Consider the following 15,222-nt stretch of genomic DNA (forward strand, 5'->3'; position numbering starts at 1 on the left):
CAGAAGGGCCAAGCGCCTGCGGCTATCTCCTAGAAGGGAATGTCGTCGTCCATGTCGCGGGAGAAGGAACTCCCGCCCTGGCTGCCGGACTGGGTTCGCGAGCCGGACGTGGTTCCCGAGGCGCGCTCGCCGTCGAAGCCGTAATCGCCGGGGTCGTCGCTGCCGGCGCGGTAGCCGGAGCCCTCGGCGCGATCGAGCAGGAGCAGGTGTGCGTTGAAGCCCTGCAGTACGATCTCGGTCGACCAGCGGTCCTGCCCTTTATTGTCCTGCCACTTGCGGGTGGCGATCTGGCCCTCGACCATGACCTTCGAGCCCTTCCTGAGGTGTTGCTCGGCGATTTTGGCCAGCGCCTCGTTGAAGATGACGACGGTGTGCCACTCGGTCTTTTCCCGACGCTCTCCGCTGTTGCGGTCGCGCCAGGTCTCTGAGGTGGCGAGCCGGATATTGGCGATCGGGCGGCCATCCTGCGTGCGGCGGATTTCCGGATCGGCGCCGAGATGGCCTATGAGTTGCGCCCTGTTGAGAGAACCGGCCATTACACAGCCTCCTTGTTTTTCGAGGCGCGCTTGCGCTTGTTCCATGCGTGGATGGCCGCCCGCTCGCCGGGCGTTTCCTCATAGTCACTCTCCTGACACTCGGTGGGGCCTTTGCCGCTGCAGCTGTTGCAGAAGACATAGGCGCTGCTGAAATCGGCGCGCTCGACGAACGCATCGCGCTCGCCGCAGAACGGGCAGGGTTTCAGTTTCGGAAGGCGCGCCATTACACGGCCTCCGCGACTGCCGGCAGGGGCGCTGTGGGCAGCGGCCATGCCATGGATGCGCCGATGAGCGCCGTGGCGAGCAGCAGGACGCAGCCCGGCTCGGTGATGGCGCGCTGGTCGCCCTCGACGATGCGCTCGGCGAACTCGACCGCGGCCCAGAAATCCACCGGGCCGGCAGCGCAGCTTCCGTCGCTGTTTTGCAGCGCGACCGCGCCGTCGGAGAAGCTGCGGGTCAGCGGCGCGCCATCCTTGTGGACGCCGCCGGTGAGGCTGCCGGCCTCGTCCGTCAGGCAGAGGCTGCGGCCGGAAACCGGGAACGTCTTGATCACGGTGACGACGATCTTACTCATGCCGCCTCGCTTTCGCGGACCAGCTTCACCTTGCGGATGATGCCGTCATAGGCGGCCTTGGCCTTGTCGGTCGCTGACTTGGCGTTTGCGGCGGAAATATCGAGCTTGTGGCCGTCCTCGAAATGGACACGGAAGGGGAGAGGCTTTTCCATCAGGTGGTCCTTTCTGTGGGTGCCTGTTCCGCCCCGATAGGGAGGTCGGCGCTGGAATTGACGATGTTCATGAGGAGGAGGGCGATCGCTTCGACATCGCTGTCGGGGCGAGCGGCATTGACGTCGATGGTCAGGATGTCCCGGCCATCGGCATCGACCAGCGTGGCGGAGCACTCGGCGCAGCGGCGAAGCGGCAGCGTCACGTCGTGCGCGCTGAAGGCGAGGACAATATTCGTGCAAGGGTCAGCCATGTTTGTCTCCGTTCGCGGTTGCAACATGGGCCGCATGCAGCGCGCGGGCGCCGGTGCGGCGCTCGATGCCGATCAGGCGGTCGAACAGCTCGAGGAACCGGAACTCCGCATCGGCCGGGCCCCACGGCTTGGCCGGCGAGCCCTTGAGCTTCGGCAGGGCGCGGCGCGGCTGGCTCTTTACCCAGTCGATAGCCTTGCCCCCGAAGAGCGCCAGCGCCTCCGCATGCAGCATGCGTTCGTCCATGCCGGAGACACTGGAGCGCATGCGATTGGTCCAGGCGGAAGGGGCGGGCAGGCCGGCGGCGGCATAGATCGCCTCGTCCCATCTGCCCTTGATCTCTGCGATGACGCTGCGGATCGTGAGGCCGGTTCCCGGCCCGAAGCGGGCGTTCATCATTTCGGCCAGCAGCATTTGGAACGGGCGCGTCTTGTCGCCGATCAGGTATTCATGGCCGTCATGCAGCAGGAAGAGCGCCGCGATCAGGCTATCCTCGCCCTCGGCAAGCAGGGCCTCCGCGCCCATGACGGAATGCTGGGCCACGGAAAACGCGCCGGCCAGCGGCGCGCCGTTGAAACGGGCGATGCGCGAGAGACGGCCGGCCATGTCGCAGAAATCGATTTCCTCGACCATGGGTCGGGCGAGATCCATCAGGCTGCCATCGGCGCGAAAGCTCTCGACGACCTTGTGGCAGAGCGGCGGGAACGACTGGGGCGCGGCCTTCATGCGATCTCCCCGGTCAGTTCGAGGATCTTGCGCCGACGATAGGCGGGCCAGTCGGGCCAGCGCCTGGCGAGTTCGTCGCTGTTGCAGACGAAAAAGTCGACGAGGAACGAGTCGTCCTTGCGTGAGACGGGATGCTCGACCGAGAACTTCACGGCTGCCCGCCTTTCGGCGAGGTGGAATTCCAGATGCTGCGACAGTTTCAGCAGCGCGCGCACCCAGAGCGTGAAGAAAATGGCGGCGGTCCACCAGCCGGAGAGAAGAACGATCTGGTCGGTCATCGCAGCCCACCAGCCGGAGAGGAGAATGAATTGGTCGGTCATCACAGCCTCACATCCATTGCGATGCGGCGGTCGATATCCGCCACGCCTCGATGCGCCGTCATCGCCTGCACCGAGAGGAGAGCGGCGACCGCAAGCAGCGCCATGCCGGCGGCAAGGCCGAAAACGACCAGATTGAAGACACGCGGCGAGGCGGCGCGGGAGGGGTAAGCGGGAAAGGGTTCGATTTGCGGCTCGTGGGTCATGTCAGGCCCTCGCGGTCTGGGTCACGGCCTTGCGCCGTGCAATCTCGCGGGCTTCCGGCGCGAGACGCTTCACCGTGTCCGGCGTCCAGCCGCGCTCGACCAGGGTTTCGAGGCTGACATCGCGCCCGGCGAAAGCCAGTTCGCGCATGTCGTCCGCCATCCTCTCCTGCAGGGAGCGGATGCAGCGCGGCGGTTGGGGAACCGGCGGTGTGGTGGCTACTGGTTGAAAGCGGATCATGGCTCGTCCTCGCTGCCTGCCTCCTTCGGGCGCGGCCGCGATCCAAGGGGTGATGGATGAAGCGGCCGCGCCCGATATCCCGCGGGCTGGGAGGAGGCGGATCGTGCGGGATGAGATTATGGGTACAATATATACCAATATCGCGTCAAGTAGAATTGGTGCAAAAAATACCTATCATAATCCACCCAGGAGAAATTGGTGGAAATCATCACCGCTGCAGGCTTTGCGATTCGGGGCGTGGTGTCGGCAGGCCGCATTGTCCGGGTTGACCTGCTGTAAGGCGAAGGTAATCTGAGGTTGAGGGCTTGAAAGGGGACTATGATGTTTCGGATATTGATGACGCTTGTTTCGCTGGCGGCGTTTTCGTCTGCCGCGTGGGCCGGGTTCGACAGCTGGACGGCTGAGGTGGAGAACGACCCTTTCTCGGGCGGGCAGCGGGTGACGGTCGGAATCTCCACCTCGATGAGATCCGGTGTCGTCATCATCTGCGACAGCGCCGAGAAGGGTTTGATGGTGCGGGCCGTTCCCGGCTTTGCCTTTGACAGCGACCTGGCGGGATTCGAGCCGGAAGTGGAATTCGCGATCGATGGAGAGAGATTGCTGGGACAGGCTGGCGAGACTGGCGCGGTCGGCGACAATCTTGCGGCATCGCAGGTGATGCTTTCGCCGGAGAATGCCAAGCGTTTCGTGGATGCGTTCGCGGCAGCCAAGAAGCAGATCGCCATCAAGGACGGCATCAGCGACCGTCCGCATCTGATGCCTGCGCGCGGTACAACGAAGTCAGGTCAGGCGCTGTTGACCTGCATGGGCAAGCAGGCTCCGTGACATGGCATTTTCCGGCAAGGAAGACGCTCTTTGTGCGCGGTTCATCGAGCAACTGCTCGCCTGCCAGCCGGAGGACGTTGCAAGAAAGGTCGCCGGGCGCGCGAAAAGGCTCGGCTATGCCTTGGAGAATGGCTAAAAATCGATGATGGAGCGGCGCACACGGCCGATGACCGTCACGGCGCCATCGAAGTCGGGAGCCGGTATTTCCTTGTAGGATGCGGGCTGGAAGGGCGGCTGGTCGTCCGGCCGATAGCGCTTGTAGGTCGCGCGTCCGTGCTCGTCGGCAACGACATAGCAGCCGTTCGGGACAAGCCGCCTGTCTCGCCGGTTGACGAATATGATGGAGCCGGGCGGGGAGATCTTGTTCATCGAATCGCCCTCGACGCGCAAGGCGATCCAGTCGCCGTCCGGAAGATCGAGAACGGAGACGGTCGGGAAATCGGACAGGCTGGTCACCGACGCCTGTTCGCCCAATGCGCCGGCGCTGACCCATGAGATCAGCGGGACGTCGACGGCGACAGTAGGCTCTGCGGTATCGTTGTCCCCCGGGTGGCCTATGCCGAGATAGAGCCACTGATAGGAAACGCCAAACGCCTTTGCATATACGCGCGCGTCTGCCGTGCCGAAACCGTTGCGGCCGCTCTCGTGCGCCTTGTACGTGTTTTCGTTCCAGCCGAACCGGGCGCAGACCTTCCGGACGCCGCCGATACCGGTTTTCTTTCGTGCTTCGAGCAGGCGCGCCGCGCGTGCCTCCCTGTCGATCTGTTCCTGTCTGTCACTCATGGTGCGATTTGTACCTTTAATCATGGGTACAAATCACAACGAATGCTGTTGACAGAATGTTGGTATATATTGTACCCATATCGACATGACCCATGCTGGCATCATCAATTTCTGGCCGTCGCTGGCGGCATTCGCTGCCGATATCGGCGTAACCTACGAGACCGCGAAGGCGATGCGTCGGCGCGGTTCCATTCCTTCGGGGTATTGGGTTCGCGTCGTGTCCGCAGCGTCCCGCCGCGAAATTGATGGTGTCTCGTTTGAGCGACTGGCGGAGCTGGTCGCAGTCGGTCAGGAGGCTGCCGAATGATCGCCTCACCAATCCTGTCACGAAAAGGGCATCTCTATGGAAACGACATACGTCTTGGGCCTCTCTCAGGCCATCATTCAGCTTGCAACGGCACTGATACTGTATCGCGTGGTCAGGGGTTTCTGACGGCGCTTGTCGTTCCACGAAAGAGAGATCCGGATATCGATCGGGGTGGTTCTGTTGCCGGCGCCCGACGTGGCGCCGAGAAAGGCGTAGACCTCGATCATGCCCGTTCCGTTCATACGCGTTGCAGTGGAGACGGGGTTGATGATCCTCTGTGTGGCAATCTCCTCCGGCAGGAGATCCTTCAGCAGCCACGGGTGATTGGAGCTGGGACGCGTCTGGAAAGCATCTTCCTGGGTGAGCATCCGTGCGCCAACGGGCTTTTCGATTTCGATCCAGTTGATCGTGTAGGGATGGCTGGCACGAGAGTGTTCCGTGATCGTCATCTCTACCCATCCCGGATGATCCTTTACCGCTTTCGTTCGGATGCTGAAATGCGGCGGCGTGCGGGCCAGCGACTGGCGCCACAGCGCGACGCTGGTCCATGCTGCAATAACGCTGGCGATCGCGGCGAGCAGGTTCACGACATTGTTGAGCAGCCATTCCGTCATGGCTCGTTCTCCGTGTTGAGGTTGGCGCGTCACAACCGAGCATGGCCATGGCCGCCTGTCCAGCGCAGCCGAGGCGTTGTCCCCGCCGCGATGAACTTGTCGAGGCGGTTTTCCACTCTGCATTCATGTTGCGGTCCCCCGTGAGATTGATGCTGTGCGTTAGAACTTTCTAACAAGCACTTGGAACACCACGATTTCTATCTGTTGCCGCGCCCGGGGTCAGCGAAATTCCGGGGCAAGGAATTTCGTTGACTTTTCGAGGAGGTGGCATGCGCCCCAGCACCGAACATGACCGCGCCAGACTGAAGGCCTCGACCCGTGCGGCGATCATTGCCGCCGGCAAGGCCAAGCAGCTTGCCGCCTGTTCCCGCGTGAACGAACCGCAGATCAGCCGCTATATCGGCGGCGACTATCCGGATTTCATGCCGCTCGACGTGATCCTCGATTGCGAGTTGCTGGCGGGACAGCCGGTGATGACCGCGGCGCTGGCCGACATGCTGGGCTACCGGCTGGTGCCGATTGCCGGCGGCGACGAGACCAGTCTCACCCTGGATCATGTTCTCGACGCGGTTAACGCGGTGGGCGAGCTGCTGAGAGCGTTCCGGGACGCGCATGCCGACGGTCATCTCGACGAGGCCGAAAGACGCGAAATCACCAACTGCTTCAACGAAAGCATGAAAAGCCTGCAGGACGGCCTCAGGGCTCATACCGGAGGGACGTTCCGATGAGCGAGCGTCCCGATCAGCACTTCGTCGAGGGATGGACGCCGGTGGAAATCGGCCTTCTTTCCGTCTCGATCATCGGCCGTGGCCATCCGCTCGACCTCGCAGCACAGATGAACGTCGAGCGGGGCGGAGACTGGCGAAAGCCGGGCAGCAAGCGCTGGCCGCGACCGGCCGGGGAGGGCGCCCGATGAACGAGAACCTTCTAGCCGCCGCGCCCAATGCGCTGATTTGCCCCTGCTGCCAGCAGACCGTCGAGGGCCGGGAATTTCTCGCGGACCCTTCGACATCGACGATCACCAACGGCGCGATCACCGTGCGGTTCACGCCGCGCGGCTTTGGCGTGGCGAAGCACCTGATCGACGCGTTCCCGCGCATGGCGATGAAAGACGCCATCTATGACGCCATCTTCTGCGATGCCGTCGGCGACGGCCCGGAGATGAAGATCATCGACGTCTACATCTGCAAGATCCGCCCGGCCATGGCCGAGCTTGGCCTGGTAATCGAAACGGTCTGGGGCAAGGGCTGGCGGCTGGTCGAGGCCGACGCGACGCAGGCGAACGCGATTCGCGACGCAGGCATTCATTCGCTGCGCGGCCGCGTGCAGCGCTGGACGGCGGAAGACGACAGCACCCTGCTCGACCTGATCTCCCGCAAGATGAAACCTGCCCAGTGCGCCACCATCATGCGCAAGCCCTACATGAGCGTGGAGCGGCGCTACAAGCGGCTGGCTGCCTCGGTGCGGTCCGGCGGGGAGGTGGCGTGATGGATTACCAGAGCTTTCTCGAAGCAAAGGTTCCCGCCGCCCGTGTCCTCGGGTTCGAGGTCGAGGCCTCCTCGGTCAATCCGCTGCTGAAGCCGATGACGCAGGCGATCGTGCCGTGGGCCTGCAAGGGCGGGCGGCGCGCGCTCTTCTTGCGGTTCGGCCTGCACAAGACCTCGACGCAGATCGAGATCGGTCGGCAATGTATGATGCAGGCCGGCGGGCATGGCCTGATTGTCGCGCCGCTCGGCGTGAAACACGAATTCTTCCTGGAGCAGGAGCGCTACCATCCCGGCGTCAGGCTGAAGTTCATCCGCCGCACGGAAGAGATGGATGCGCCGAACGAAACCGGTCCCGGCGAGAAGCTTGTCCACGTCACGAACTACGAGAGCATCCGCGACGGCAAGATCGACTGCGCGAAGCTGACCTTCGTCACGCTCGACGAGGCGGCGGCCCTACGCGGGTTCGGCGGCACGAAGACGTTTCGCAGCTTCATGGCCCATGTGGCCGGCGACAACCGCGAGACCGGCGAAAAGACCGACGGCGTGCCCTATCGTTTCGTCGCGACCGCCATTCCGGACCCGAACGAATATATCGAGCTGCTCGCCTATGCCGCCTTTCTCGGCGTCATGGATGTCGGCGAGGCGAAGACGCGCTTCTTCAAGCGGGACTCGACCAAGGCCGACCGGCTGACCATTCATCCCCACAAGGAGGAGGAATTCTGGCTGTGGGTGGCGAGCTGGGCGCTGTTCGTGCAGAATCCCTCCGATCTCGGCTTTTCCGACGATGGTTACGACCTGCCGCCGCTCGACATCCGCTGGCACGAAATCCCGGCCGACCACAGCCAGGCCGGACACGAGCGCAGCGGGCAGGGCAGGCTCATCGCCAATTCCTCCCATGGCGTGGTCGAGGCGAGCCGAGAGAAGAAGCGCTCTCTCGATGCGCGGATTGCGAAGATGCTGGAGATCCGCGCCGAGGAGCCGGAGGCACACCGGATCGTCTGGCACGACCTGGAAGACGAGCGCCGCGCGATCGAGGCGGCGATCCCGACGATCAAGTCCGTCTGGGGCTCGCAGGACCTCGACGAGCGGGAGCATCGCGTCGTCGGCTTCGCCAATGGCGAATTCGCCGAACTGGCGACCAAGCCGGTGCTCAACGGCTCCGGCTGCAATTTCCAGCATCATTGCTGGAACAACATTTATCTGGGCATCGGCTTCAAGTTCCACGATTTCTACCAGTCGCTGTTCCGCACCCAGCGTTTCGGCCAGACGCATCAGGTGCGCGCCGACCTGATCTATACCGAGGCCGAGCGCGAAACCCGCCGCGAGCTGGAACGCAAGTGGCGCGAGTTCGAAGCGCAGGCCGAGAAGATGGCGGCGATCATCCGTCGCTACGGTCTCGGTCATGAAGAGATTGCTGCTGCCTTCGGTCGCCAGATGGGTGTGACGCGCCGCGAGGTGACCTATGGCGATGACGGCAAGGGCGGCCCGCTCTGCCGTCTCGTGCACAACGATACCGTTCTCGAGACCCGCGACATGGCGGCCGACAGCGTCGACCTGATCGTGACATCGATCCCGTTCTCGACCCAGTACGAATACACGCCCTCCTACCACGATTTCGGCCATACCGATGACGACCGGCACTTCTGGAGCCAGATGGATTTCCTCACCGGCGAATTGCTCCGGGTGCTGAAGCCCGGCCGCCGCGCCGTGATCCATGTGAAGGATCGCATCGTGCCGGGCGGCATCAACGGCTTCGGCTTCCAGACGGTCTCGCCGTTTTCGGACGATTGCGTCGCCCATTTCCGCCGGCACGGCTTTGCCTTCCTGTCGCGTGTGACCGTGGCGACCGATGTCGTGAGGGAAAACAACCAGACCTACAGGTTCGGCTGGTCCGAGCAATGCAAGGACGGCACCCGCATGGGCCACGGCATGCCGGAATATCTGCTGGAGTTCCGCAAGCCCCAGACCGACCGGTCGCGCGGCTATGCCGACGATCCCGTCGTGAAAGACAAGCCGGATTTCGTCACCGTGATCGACGGCCGGCCGGTCGCGCCGGGCGATGACGATTTCGATGAAAAACGCATCCGGCCCGTCGCCGGCACAGGCTATTCCCGCGGCCGCTGGCAACTCGATGCCCATGGCGTGTGGCGATCCTCGGGAAACCGGCTCGTGCTGCCGGAGGAGCTGGCGCAACTGGTGAGGTCCGATCCGAAATCGGTCTATCGCGGCTGGAAGAAGTGGTGCCTGGAAAACGTCTACGATTTCGAGACCCACGTCGCTTTCTGCGAGGCATTGGACGAGGCGGGGCGACTGCCGCCGACCTTCATGATCGCGCCGCCGCATGTCGATCATCCAGAGGTTTCGACGGACGTGGCGCGCATGCGCACGCTCAACATGCTGCAGGCGAAGAAGGGGCGTGAAATGCATCTCTGCCCGCTGCAATTCGACATCGTCGAGCGGGCGGTTCGCGCCTACACCAACCCGGACGAAGTGGTCTTCGATCCCTTCGGCGGGATCATGACCGTTCCCTATATCGCTCTCAAGCTCGGTCGCCGTGCGGTCGCGACCGAACTCAACCCGGACTATTTCCGCGACGGCTGCACCTATGCGCAGGAAGCGGCCGAGGGTCGAAGCGGACCGGACCTGTTCGACCTTCTCGCGGCGGAGATGCAGGAGGCCGCGGAATGAGCGTTCCTTCCCGGCATCGAAATGGAGCTGAGCCTATGGAACTGTATGCGTTCGGGTATTTTACCATGCCGGATCAGAGATTCTCTGCGCTGCTGCCGCACGAGAAAACGGAAATGGCCTTGCTCCTGCAGGAGCGATTGACCGTGGAAGGGGCGAGGAGGGTTTATGGCGAGGCTATCGCCGCCCATGCCGGGAAAACCCATGCATATGTCCTGCCGTTTGCAGACGGCGGCGCGCAGGTGCTGGAAGATGTCGCGGCCAAGGTGACGGGCGAGGCCGGGTGCAAGGGCGTCTGGACCAGGCTCGCATCGTCCGTGCTGCTGGCCATCCATGAGGCGCATGACGGCGTGCTGAAGGCGAACAAGAGCGAGATCGCCGCGCGCTTCGGCGCCAGCGCGACCGCGGTCGAGCGGACCATGGGTGGGCTGATCCGCGACGGCCTGGTGCGCCGCTGGGGAAAATCCTCCCATTGGGCGCTGACAGACCTCGGCCGCAAGCTGGTCGCGGAACTGGAAGCGAGGGCGGCCCAATGAAGGACAAATCCCGCATCCTGCTGGTCATCGCACCGTCGTTCAACGAATGCCGCCATACGGCCATCGCGTTCGATCTGGATTTCGACAAGGCGGAGCATTTCCGCTTTCTGCACCGCGTGCCGCAGTTGCGCGGCTGGTCGCAAGGGACGCCCTTCATCGCGTTGCGTCGCGACCGCTGGCCGGAGGAGCTGGATAACACGCTGCACGCCCTGCAGGTGAAAGGCCAATTGCGCATCGCCACCGACAAGGATCTGGCGGAGCTGGTGAAGGCCGGTCCGGCGCTGCCGGCGGCGGCCATGGCGAGGAGGGGTGCATGATCCTCACCTGCTATGACTGCCCGAAGCAGCTCTCCTTCTCCGGCTCCAATCGCGACCGTTTCGTTTCCCTGTTCGGCTGGTCCGTCCGGGGGGGCGCTATCGCTGTGTTTCGTGCACGGAGGTGAGTAACGATGTTTCGTGAAACCCTCTTCGCCGGGACCATGCTCGCGGGCGCGATGCTGCCTGCCGGCGAGCCCATCATCATCGACAGTTTCGCCGGTGGCGGCGGTGAGGAGGGCAGCGGCGTGATGGGGGGAATGTCACGGATGGAAAGCGGGGCGCAGTTTCCCGCGCCCCGTTTCGTTTCAGGCGGCCTTTCGGACCGTCACGACGATTTCCTGCCCGAGCGCGAGAAGCGCTTCCTGCAGGAGCCCGATCTTCGTCCCGTGGTCGGGGTCGAGGATACGGCGGGCTTCCGTCTCGGTCTTGCCGAGCCTGCGGGCAAGCTCAGACTTGGAAATCCCGGCCTGTCGAAAGGCCTGGATAACCGCGAGCTTGGCCGCTTCGTCCGCGGCGACCGCGACCGGTACCCCGTCATGGGCCGCCGGTTGCGGGAGGTCGCGGCCGTCCTGGAGGATGCCCCGAAGGGCGAGACCAAGCGCTTCCCGAGCGTTGGTCATCGCCTCCTCGAAGGTATCGCCGGCGGTGATTGCCTCCGGGACGTCGGCAAAAGTGACGATGAACCCGCCATCGGGATCTTCCTCGACTGTTGCCTGATAGGTGTATTGCATGGTCGTCCTCTTATTTCCCTTTCGTTTTTTGTTCCTGGCGACCGGGAGGGCTTGGCATCATTCGATGCCAAGCTGTTTCCTGACCAGTCGCACGTAGTTTGGATTGAGTTCGCCGGATTTGATCGTGGAGATCTTGCCGTCGTACTTGACCCGGTAGTGCGAACCTTTCCCTTTCCCTTCGAAGACCTCCAGAACCTTGTTCTGTTCCTTTGCGATCCGGCGAAGTTCCCGAAGAAACTGTTCGCGTTTCAAGCCCTTTCACCTCCTTCCTCTTGTTCGCGTTTCCTTGGGATTATGTTTCGCACATTTTTGTGCGAATTGCAAGAGGCATCGCACAAAAATGTGCGGAATATAGGTGTCGGTTTGGCCGCTGCGTGAGGGGCACAATGAACGCCGCAATCGAAGAATTCGTCACCAATGCCCGCGCCGTCCCCTTCGATGCGGCGGCTGACCGGCTGAAGGTGCCCGAAGCGCCGAAGGGCAGGCCGGAATATCAGGGTCCGTGCCCGCGCTGCGGCGGCCATGACCGTTTCGCGGTCAATCGCAAGAAAGGTGTCTGGGTCTGCCGCGGAGCCGACGGCGGCCGCGACGGGATCGGTCTTGCCGCCCATCTCCTGCATCTCGACCTGCGCCGCCGCGAGGAATTCCTCAAGGCCTGCGCCGCCGTGCTCGGCGAAGAGGTGCCGGAAGGGGCCGAGCGGGAAAGCGACGAGGAGCGGGAAGCCCGCCTGAAGCGGATCGCCGAGGCGAAGGTCAAGGCGGATGCCGACAGGCAGGACAGGGAAAAGAAACAGGCCGATTTCCGGGAAAGGGAGATCGGCAAGGGCCGCGGCATCTACCTCAACGCCACGGATTGCCGCAGGGACGAACCGGACGCTCTGGAGGGCGCGCGGATCGTCTCCTCCTACCTGCAGGCGCGCACGGGTTTCGTGCCCGCCGGCGGCGTGTTCGTCCACCTCAGGTTCGTCCCGCGTTGCACCTACTGGCACGGGCAGGACGATTTCGACCGGCCGCTGGCGCTGTATGACGGGCCGGCGATGATCGCGCCTTTCATGGATTGCGAAGGCCGGATTATCGGCTGCCACCAGACATGGATCGACCTGTCGCAGATACCGAAGCGCCGGCCGATGCTTTGGGGTGTGACCAAGGCCGGAGCTGAAGCGGGGATGCGCGACGAACCAGGTGTCGGTGCTCAGAGGCCCATCCAGAAATGGCTGGATGCCGAATACTTTGAGCCGCTTGCCACCAAGAAGATGCGCGGCGCGAAAAAGGGTGGGTTCATCCCGGTCTATGGCGATCCCTCTTCCGCAAGGTGGATGGGCGGCGAGGGGATCGAGACCGTCTGCGCCGTCGCGGCTCCCGAAGGCTGGCGCGACGACACGTTCTATTTCGCGGCCGGCGATATCGGCAATCTCGCCGGCCCGGCCGACCCGAAATCGGCGTTCAATCATCCGACCCTGAAGAAGGAGGATGCGGCCGGGCGCCTTCGGGCGATCCGGGTACAAGGCCCGGTTCCGCGCCCAAATGCCGAGACCGGCGACGCTCTACATGTTCCGGGCCATGTCACCGAACTCGTCCTGCTCGCCGATGGCGACAGCGAGCCCGTCGCGACCGCCTCGGCCATGGCCCGGGCGGAAGCCCGCCATGCGCGGGAAGGACGGCAGGTTTCTATCTGGTGGCCGCCCGAGGGGCTGGATTTCGCCGAAGCGATGGCGGCGGCGATGGGAGGCGGCGATGCGTAAACCTGCGTTCCGTCTGTTCCTTGTCGCGTGGACGGGTGGCGCTTTCGCGGCCTCGTTCCGGGTCGACTGGCTGGGGCTTTGGCCCGGCCTCATCGCCCTTTTCCTCATCGGCGGTCTCACCCGCTTCGTCTTCGATCTGATCCTCTCCCGATACTGGCTGCCAAAAGAATGACCGATACCAAAAAGCCGAATATTCCTGACGCCGTCGCGAGGATACTCGCCGAGGCGCAGGCGCAGCGGGCGGGCTATGCGCAAAACCCCGGAACCCCTGAAGGCCCTGCGGGCGAGCCGGTGGCGGCGATTGCCGGCGACAGCGATGCCGATCCGGCTGTCGTCGCGTTCTGCGCCGAGTTCGATCATTCCGATACGGACAACGGCAAGCGGTTGAGGCTGCATTTCGGCGACGACCTGCTCGTTGTCGCGCAGGAGAAGGGCAAGACGCCGACATTCGCGGTCTGGACCGGCTCCCATTGGGACGTGGCGAATGGCGGACAGAAGGCAAAGGCGATCGCGCAGCGTCTCGGAGACCGGATCGCGGCCGAGACGGCGTTCATCGTGCCGAACGCCTATGAGCAGATGGTGCTCGACCTGGCCGAGGAGGCGCGCAAGAAGCCGGAAAGCGAGCGCACGGCGCAGGAAAAGAAACTGGTCGCTGAAGCCGACAAGGCCGATGAGGGGCATGGAAAGCGGATCAAGCGCCGGCTCGACCATGCGGTGACCTCGAAAAACGTGGCGAAGATCAACGCCATGCTGGAGAGCCTTGCGCCGCACATCATGCGCAGCCCGGACGATTTCAACGCCGACAAGTGGATGGTGGCGGTCAAGAACGCCACGCTGAAATTCGAGCGCACCATGGCCAAGCGGAGAAACCCGCGCCATGTGAGCCTCGAGGAGACGCCGGATGCCCCTGAATTCATCGATGTCTGCACCGATTTCCGCCTGAAGGTGATCGAAGGCCACCGGCGCAAGGATCTGATTACCAGCGTCGTGCCGGTGGCCTATGACAAAAAGGCGGTCTGCCCGCGATGGAATGCATTCATCTCCAGCAAGCTGCCGGACGAATCGGTCCGGAGGCTGGTGCAGGTGAGTTCCGGCCTCAGCATGCTGGGGATCACCGTGCAATACCTGTTCTTCCATTACGGGAATGGGGCGAACGGAAAGTCCGTCTACATGGAAACGCTGTGCCGCGTCCTGGGCGAGGCTGCCGTGACGCTGCCATCGACCAGTATCATCGGCGAGGGCGGCTCGTCGGGCAGCGCAAGCCCCGATCTGGCCCGCCTCTACGGCAAGCGCATGCTGCGCGTCAAGGAGTTGCCGGAAGGCGAGGATCTCAGGGAAAACCTCGTCAAGGAGCTGACGGGCGGCGAGACGGTGACGGCGCGTGACCTCTTCTCCGGCTACATGGATTTCGAGCCGAAATTCATCGCCATGATGAGCGGCAACGGCTATCCGCGCATCAGCGGCACGGATGACGGTATCTGGCGGCGCATGGCGGTCATTCACTGGCCGCGACAGATCGCCAAGGAGGACCGTCGGGAGTTTCAGGATGTGATCGCGTCCTTCGAGCCGGAATATCCGGGCATCCTCAACTGGCTGGTGGAAGGCGTCGAGATATACCTGCGCGAGGGGCTGGTGATCCCGGAGGCCGTCGTGGAGGCGACGCAGGCCTATCGCGACGACATGGACCGTACGGCGGCTTTCGTTGCCCGCTGCATCCAGCGCGACGATGGCGCCCCGCCAGTCGAGGGCAAGGTGCTCTATCAGGCCTATTGCGATTTCACCGTCGACCAGGGCGGCCGGCCGATGAACAACACCGCATTCGGGCGCGACATGGGCAAGAAATTCCAGAAGGACCGATCGACGGGCGTGGTGCTCTATCGCGGCATCCGCCTGGTCAATGTGCCCTACATGGATCGCGGCCCCGAACCGCCGCCCGGCCGCTTCGATGAGCCCTTCCCGGAGAATTTCTGACGATGGAGACCCCGCAACCCCCTCGCGGCTCGGCTCGAACCGTCAGAAATTGCGAAATCTGTCTGACAGTTCTGACAGTTGACCGGATAGTTCAACGGATAGTTTGAGGCGAAAAATGCGAATGAAAACAATGGATGCTGACAGTTCGGATAGTTTTCCCGCGCCTATACGTAAAGGGTGTGGGGAGGTTCGGAGAATGCCATGCGTAATGCGGGAATAACTGTCA

Annotated in this window: 26 protein-coding genes; 13 read left to right on the forward strand and 13 right to left on the reverse strand. The window is 63.4% G+C overall.

The features are described from left to right. Positions 1-29: 29 nt before the first annotated feature. From ssb to J5N58_RS06820, 9 genes are read right to left on the reverse strand one after another with little or no spacing between them, the layout of a single operon-like run. Positions 30-536, reverse strand: a complete 507-nt coding sequence (gene ssb, locus J5N58_RS06780) for a single-stranded DNA-binding protein (protein WP_244710192.1) — start codon at positions 534-536, stop codon at positions 30-32. Further along, positions 536-760 carry a Lar family restriction alleviation protein gene (locus J5N58_RS06785; RefSeq protein ID WP_162760627.1) on the reverse strand — a complete coding sequence of 75 codons (225 nt, stop codon included), beginning with the start codon at positions 758-760 and terminating at the stop codon, positions 536-538. The genes ssb and J5N58_RS06785 overlap by 1 nt, the downstream gene beginning before the upstream one ends. After that, a complete protein-coding gene (locus J5N58_RS06790; protein ID WP_244710195.1) occupies positions 760-1,110 on the reverse strand; it encodes a hypothetical protein in 351 nt (116 codons plus the stop codon). The genes J5N58_RS06785 and J5N58_RS06790 overlap by 1 nt, the downstream gene beginning before the upstream one ends. After that, entirely contained in the window at positions 1,107-1,262 is a 156-nt protein-coding gene (locus tag J5N58_RS06795) for a hypothetical protein (protein ID WP_244710197.1), read from the reverse strand. The genes J5N58_RS06790 and J5N58_RS06795 overlap by 4 nt, the downstream gene beginning before the upstream one ends. After that, positions 1,262-1,513 carry a hypothetical protein gene (locus tag J5N58_RS06800; RefSeq protein WP_244710199.1) on the reverse strand — a complete coding sequence of 84 codons (252 nt, stop codon included), beginning with the start codon at positions 1,511-1,513 and terminating at the stop codon, positions 1,262-1,264. Before J5N58_RS06800 ends, J5N58_RS06795 begins: the two co-directional genes overlap by 1 nt. Beyond that, a complete protein-coding gene (locus J5N58_RS06805; RefSeq protein ID WP_244710201.1) occupies positions 1,506-2,237 on the reverse strand; it encodes a hypothetical protein in 732 nt (243 codons plus the stop codon). The genes J5N58_RS06800 and J5N58_RS06805 overlap by 8 nt, the downstream gene beginning before the upstream one ends. Further along, positions 2,234-2,557 carry a hypothetical protein gene (locus tag J5N58_RS06810; protein WP_244710203.1) on the reverse strand — a complete coding sequence of 108 codons (324 nt, stop codon included), beginning with the start codon at positions 2,555-2,557 and terminating at the stop codon, positions 2,234-2,236. Before J5N58_RS06810 ends, J5N58_RS06805 begins: the two co-directional genes overlap by 4 nt. Next, positions 2,557-2,760 (reverse strand): hypothetical protein, encoded by a 204-nt coding sequence (locus tag J5N58_RS06815; protein WP_244710205.1) that lies wholly within the window; start codon positions 2,758-2,760, stop codon positions 2,557-2,559. Before J5N58_RS06815 ends, J5N58_RS06810 begins: the two co-directional genes overlap by 1 nt. A 1-nt stretch (position 2,761) precedes the next feature. Further along, a complete protein-coding gene (locus J5N58_RS06820; protein ID WP_244710207.1) occupies positions 2,762-2,998 on the reverse strand; it encodes a hypothetical protein in 237 nt (78 codons plus the stop codon). Positions 2,999-3,334: 336 nt separating this feature from the next. On the opposite strand from J5N58_RS06820, the gene J5N58_RS06825 reads away from it, so the two are divergent. Together J5N58_RS06825 and J5N58_RS25930 are read left to right on the forward strand one after the other, a co-directional pair. Next, positions 3,335-3,823 (forward strand): hypothetical protein, encoded by a 489-nt coding sequence (locus J5N58_RS06825; RefSeq protein ID WP_244710209.1) that lies wholly within the window; start codon positions 3,335-3,337, stop codon positions 3,821-3,823. 1 nt (position 3,824) lies between these two features. Further along, positions 3,825-3,959, forward strand: coding sequence for a hypothetical protein (locus J5N58_RS25930; protein WP_280520045.1), 135 nt, complete (start codon positions 3,825-3,827; stop codon positions 3,957-3,959). Here J5N58_RS25930 and J5N58_RS06830 read toward each other — a convergent pair. Next, positions 3,956-4,606, reverse strand: a complete 651-nt coding sequence (locus J5N58_RS06830; RefSeq protein WP_244710211.1) for a LexA family protein — start codon at positions 4,604-4,606, stop codon at positions 3,956-3,958. The two genes, J5N58_RS25930 and J5N58_RS06830, sit on opposite strands and share 4 nt — an antisense overlap. An 85-nt stretch (positions 4,607-4,691) precedes the next feature. On the opposite strand from J5N58_RS06830, the gene J5N58_RS06835 reads away from it, so the two are divergent. Then, positions 4,692-4,913, forward strand: coding sequence for a hypothetical protein (locus tag J5N58_RS06835; RefSeq protein ID WP_244710213.1), 222 nt, complete (start codon positions 4,692-4,694; stop codon positions 4,911-4,913). Positions 4,914-4,990: 77 nt separating this feature from the next. Here J5N58_RS06835 and J5N58_RS06840 read toward each other — a convergent pair whose 3' ends face one another. Beyond that, complete coding sequence (locus tag J5N58_RS06840; RefSeq protein ID WP_244710215.1) at positions 4,991-5,527, reverse strand: hypothetical protein; 537 nt, start codon at positions 5,525-5,527, stop codon at positions 4,991-4,993. A gap of 269 nt (positions 5,528-5,796) precedes the next feature. Between J5N58_RS06840 and J5N58_RS06845 the strand changes: the two genes are divergently transcribed. The 7 genes from J5N58_RS06845 (at position 5,797) to J5N58_RS25935 (ending at position 10,677) form a co-directional block, all read left to right on the forward strand. Beyond that, positions 5,797-6,255 carry a phage regulatory CII family protein gene (locus J5N58_RS06845; RefSeq protein WP_244710217.1) on the forward strand — a complete coding sequence of 153 codons (459 nt, stop codon included), beginning with the start codon at positions 5,797-5,799 and terminating at the stop codon, positions 6,253-6,255. After that, complete coding sequence (locus tag J5N58_RS06850; RefSeq protein WP_244710219.1) at positions 6,252-6,443, forward strand: hypothetical protein; 192 nt, start codon at positions 6,252-6,254, stop codon at positions 6,441-6,443. Before J5N58_RS06845 ends, J5N58_RS06850 begins: the two co-directional genes overlap by 4 nt. Beyond that, the gene (locus tag J5N58_RS06855; RefSeq protein ID WP_244710221.1) at positions 6,440-7,015 is read left to right on the forward strand and encodes a winged helix-turn-helix domain-containing protein; all 576 of its coding nucleotides are present in this window, start codon (positions 6,440-6,442) and stop codon (positions 7,013-7,015) included. The genes J5N58_RS06850 and J5N58_RS06855 overlap by 4 nt, the downstream gene beginning before the upstream one ends. Next, a complete protein-coding gene (locus J5N58_RS06860) occupies positions 7,015-9,702 on the forward strand; it encodes a DNA methyltransferase (protein ID WP_244710224.1) in 2,688 nt (895 codons plus the stop codon). The genes J5N58_RS06855 and J5N58_RS06860 overlap by 1 nt, the downstream gene beginning before the upstream one ends. Positions 9,703-9,767: 65 nt before the next feature. Continuing rightward, the gene (locus J5N58_RS06865; protein WP_244710226.1) at positions 9,768-10,235 is read left to right on the forward strand and encodes a hypothetical protein; all 468 of its coding nucleotides are present in this window, start codon (positions 9,768-9,770) and stop codon (positions 10,233-10,235) included. Further along, complete coding sequence (locus J5N58_RS06870) at positions 10,232-10,552, forward strand: hypothetical protein (RefSeq protein ID WP_244710229.1); 321 nt, start codon at positions 10,232-10,234, stop codon at positions 10,550-10,552. Before J5N58_RS06865 ends, J5N58_RS06870 begins: the two co-directional genes overlap by 4 nt. Beyond that, on the forward strand, positions 10,549-10,677 hold the full coding sequence (locus tag J5N58_RS25935) for a hypothetical protein (RefSeq protein ID WP_280520046.1): 129 nt from the start codon (positions 10,549-10,551) through the stop codon (positions 10,675-10,677). The genes J5N58_RS06870 and J5N58_RS25935 overlap by 4 nt, the downstream gene beginning before the upstream one ends. Before the next feature lie 180 nt (positions 10,678-10,857). Here the strand turns inward: J5N58_RS25935 and J5N58_RS06875 are convergent, their stop codons facing one another. Beyond that, positions 10,858-11,283 carry a type II toxin-antitoxin system HicB family antitoxin gene (locus J5N58_RS06875; protein ID WP_113437845.1) on the reverse strand — a complete coding sequence of 142 codons (426 nt, stop codon included), beginning with the start codon at positions 11,281-11,283 and terminating at the stop codon, positions 10,858-10,860. A gap of 57 nt (positions 11,284-11,340) precedes the next feature. Continuing rightward, the gene (locus J5N58_RS06880; RefSeq protein WP_113437846.1) at positions 11,341-11,535 is read right to left on the reverse strand and encodes a hypothetical protein; all 195 of its coding nucleotides are present in this window, start codon (positions 11,533-11,535) and stop codon (positions 11,341-11,343) included. Between the two features lie 134 nt (positions 11,536-11,669). Between J5N58_RS06880 and J5N58_RS06885 the strand changes: the two genes are divergently transcribed. The 3 genes from J5N58_RS06885 to J5N58_RS06895 are packed head-to-tail and all read left to right on the forward strand — an operon-like array spanning position 11,670 to position 14,996. Further along, entirely contained in the window at positions 11,670-13,025 is a 1,356-nt protein-coding gene (locus J5N58_RS06885) for a DUF7146 domain-containing protein (protein ID WP_244710231.1), read from the forward strand. Beyond that, the gene (locus tag J5N58_RS06890; RefSeq protein ID WP_244710233.1) at positions 13,018-13,197 is read left to right on the forward strand and encodes a hypothetical protein; all 180 of its coding nucleotides are present in this window, start codon (positions 13,018-13,020) and stop codon (positions 13,195-13,197) included. The genes J5N58_RS06885 and J5N58_RS06890 overlap by 8 nt, the downstream gene beginning before the upstream one ends. After that, positions 13,194-14,996: a DNA primase family protein gene (locus tag J5N58_RS06895; protein ID WP_244710236.1), complete on the forward strand. Its 1,803-nt coding sequence runs from the start codon at positions 13,194-13,196 to the stop codon at positions 14,994-14,996. Before J5N58_RS06890 ends, J5N58_RS06895 begins: the two co-directional genes overlap by 4 nt. Positions 14,997-15,222 lie beyond the last annotated feature (226 nt).

It is taken from the genome of Paenirhizobium cremeum, from assembly GCF_022884085.1.
Lineage (GTDB): Bacteria > Pseudomonadota > Alphaproteobacteria > Rhizobiales > Rhizobiaceae > Allorhizobium > Allorhizobium cremeum.

Coding starts and splice junctions, on each gene's coding strand:
- J5N58_RS06790 (WP_244710195.1), bottom strand. CDS start 1,110: ATGAGTAAGATCGTCGTCACCGTGATCAAGACGTTCCCGGTTTCCGGC.
- J5N58_RS06870 (WP_244710229.1), top strand. CDS start 10,232: ATGAAGGACAAATCCCGCATCCTGCTGGTCATCGCACCGTCGTTCAAC.
- J5N58_RS06860 (WP_244710224.1), top strand. CDS start 7,015: ATGGATTACCAGAGCTTTCTCGAAGCAAAGGTTCCCGCCGCCCGTGTC.
- J5N58_RS06815 (WP_244710205.1), bottom strand. CDS start 2,760: ATGACCCACGAGCCGCAAATCGAACCCTTTCCCGCTTACCCCTCCCGC.
- J5N58_RS06820 (WP_244710207.1), bottom strand. CDS start 2,998: ATGATCCGCTTTCAACCAGTAGCCACCACACCGCCGGTTCCCCAACCG.
- J5N58_RS06835 (WP_244710213.1), top strand. CDS start 4,692: ATGACCCATGCTGGCATCATCAATTTCTGGCCGTCGCTGGCGGCATTC.
- J5N58_RS06885 (WP_244710231.1), top strand. CDS start 11,670: ATGAACGCCGCAATCGAAGAATTCGTCACCAATGCCCGCGCCGTCCCC.
- J5N58_RS06850 (WP_244710219.1), top strand. CDS start 6,252: ATGAGCGAGCGTCCCGATCAGCACTTCGTCGAGGGATGGACGCCGGTG.
- J5N58_RS25935 (WP_280520046.1), top strand. CDS start 10,549: ATGATCCTCACCTGCTATGACTGCCCGAAGCAGCTCTCCTTCTCCGGC.
- J5N58_RS06810 (WP_244710203.1), bottom strand. CDS start 2,557: ATGACCGACCAATTCATTCTCCTCTCCGGCTGGTGGGCTGCGATGACC.
- J5N58_RS06855 (WP_244710221.1), top strand. CDS start 6,440: ATGAACGAGAACCTTCTAGCCGCCGCGCCCAATGCGCTGATTTGCCCC.
- J5N58_RS06825 (WP_244710209.1), top strand. CDS start 3,335: ATGACGCTTGTTTCGCTGGCGGCGTTTTCGTCTGCCGCGTGGGCCGGG.
- J5N58_RS06875 (WP_113437845.1), bottom strand. CDS start 11,283: ATGCAATACACCTATCAGGCAACAGTCGAGGAAGATCCCGATGGCGGG.
- ssb (WP_244710192.1), bottom strand. CDS start 536: ATGGCCGGTTCTCTCAACAGGGCGCAACTCATAGGCCATCTCGGCGCC.
- J5N58_RS06800 (WP_244710199.1), bottom strand. CDS start 1,513: ATGGCTGACCCTTGCACGAATATTGTCCTCGCCTTCAGCGCGCACGAC.
- J5N58_RS06785 (WP_162760627.1), bottom strand. CDS start 760: ATGGCGCGCCTTCCGAAACTGAAACCCTGCCCGTTCTGCGGCGAGCGC.
- J5N58_RS25930 (WP_280520045.1), top strand. CDS start 3,825: ATGGCATTTTCCGGCAAGGAAGACGCTCTTTGTGCGCGGTTCATCGAG.
- J5N58_RS06805 (WP_244710201.1), bottom strand. CDS start 2,237: ATGAAGGCCGCGCCCCAGTCGTTCCCGCCGCTCTGCCACAAGGTCGTC.
- J5N58_RS06840 (WP_244710215.1), bottom strand. CDS start 5,527: ATGACGGAATGGCTGCTCAACAATGTCGTGAACCTGCTCGCCGCGATC.
- J5N58_RS06845 (WP_244710217.1), top strand. CDS start 5,797: ATGCGCCCCAGCACCGAACATGACCGCGCCAGACTGAAGGCCTCGACC.
- J5N58_RS06865 (WP_244710226.1), top strand. CDS start 9,768: ATGCCGGATCAGAGATTCTCTGCGCTGCTGCCGCACGAGAAAACGGAA.
- J5N58_RS06795 (WP_244710197.1), bottom strand. CDS start 1,262: ATGGAAAAGCCTCTCCCCTTCCGTGTCCATTTCGAGGACGGCCACAAG.
- J5N58_RS06830 (WP_244710211.1), bottom strand. CDS start 4,606: ATGAGTGACAGACAGGAACAGATCGACAGGGAGGCACGCGCGGCGCGC.
- J5N58_RS06890 (WP_244710233.1), top strand. CDS start 13,018: ATGCGTAAACCTGCGTTCCGTCTGTTCCTTGTCGCGTGGACGGGTGGC.
- J5N58_RS06895 (WP_244710236.1), top strand. CDS start 13,194: ATGACCGATACCAAAAAGCCGAATATTCCTGACGCCGTCGCGAGGATA.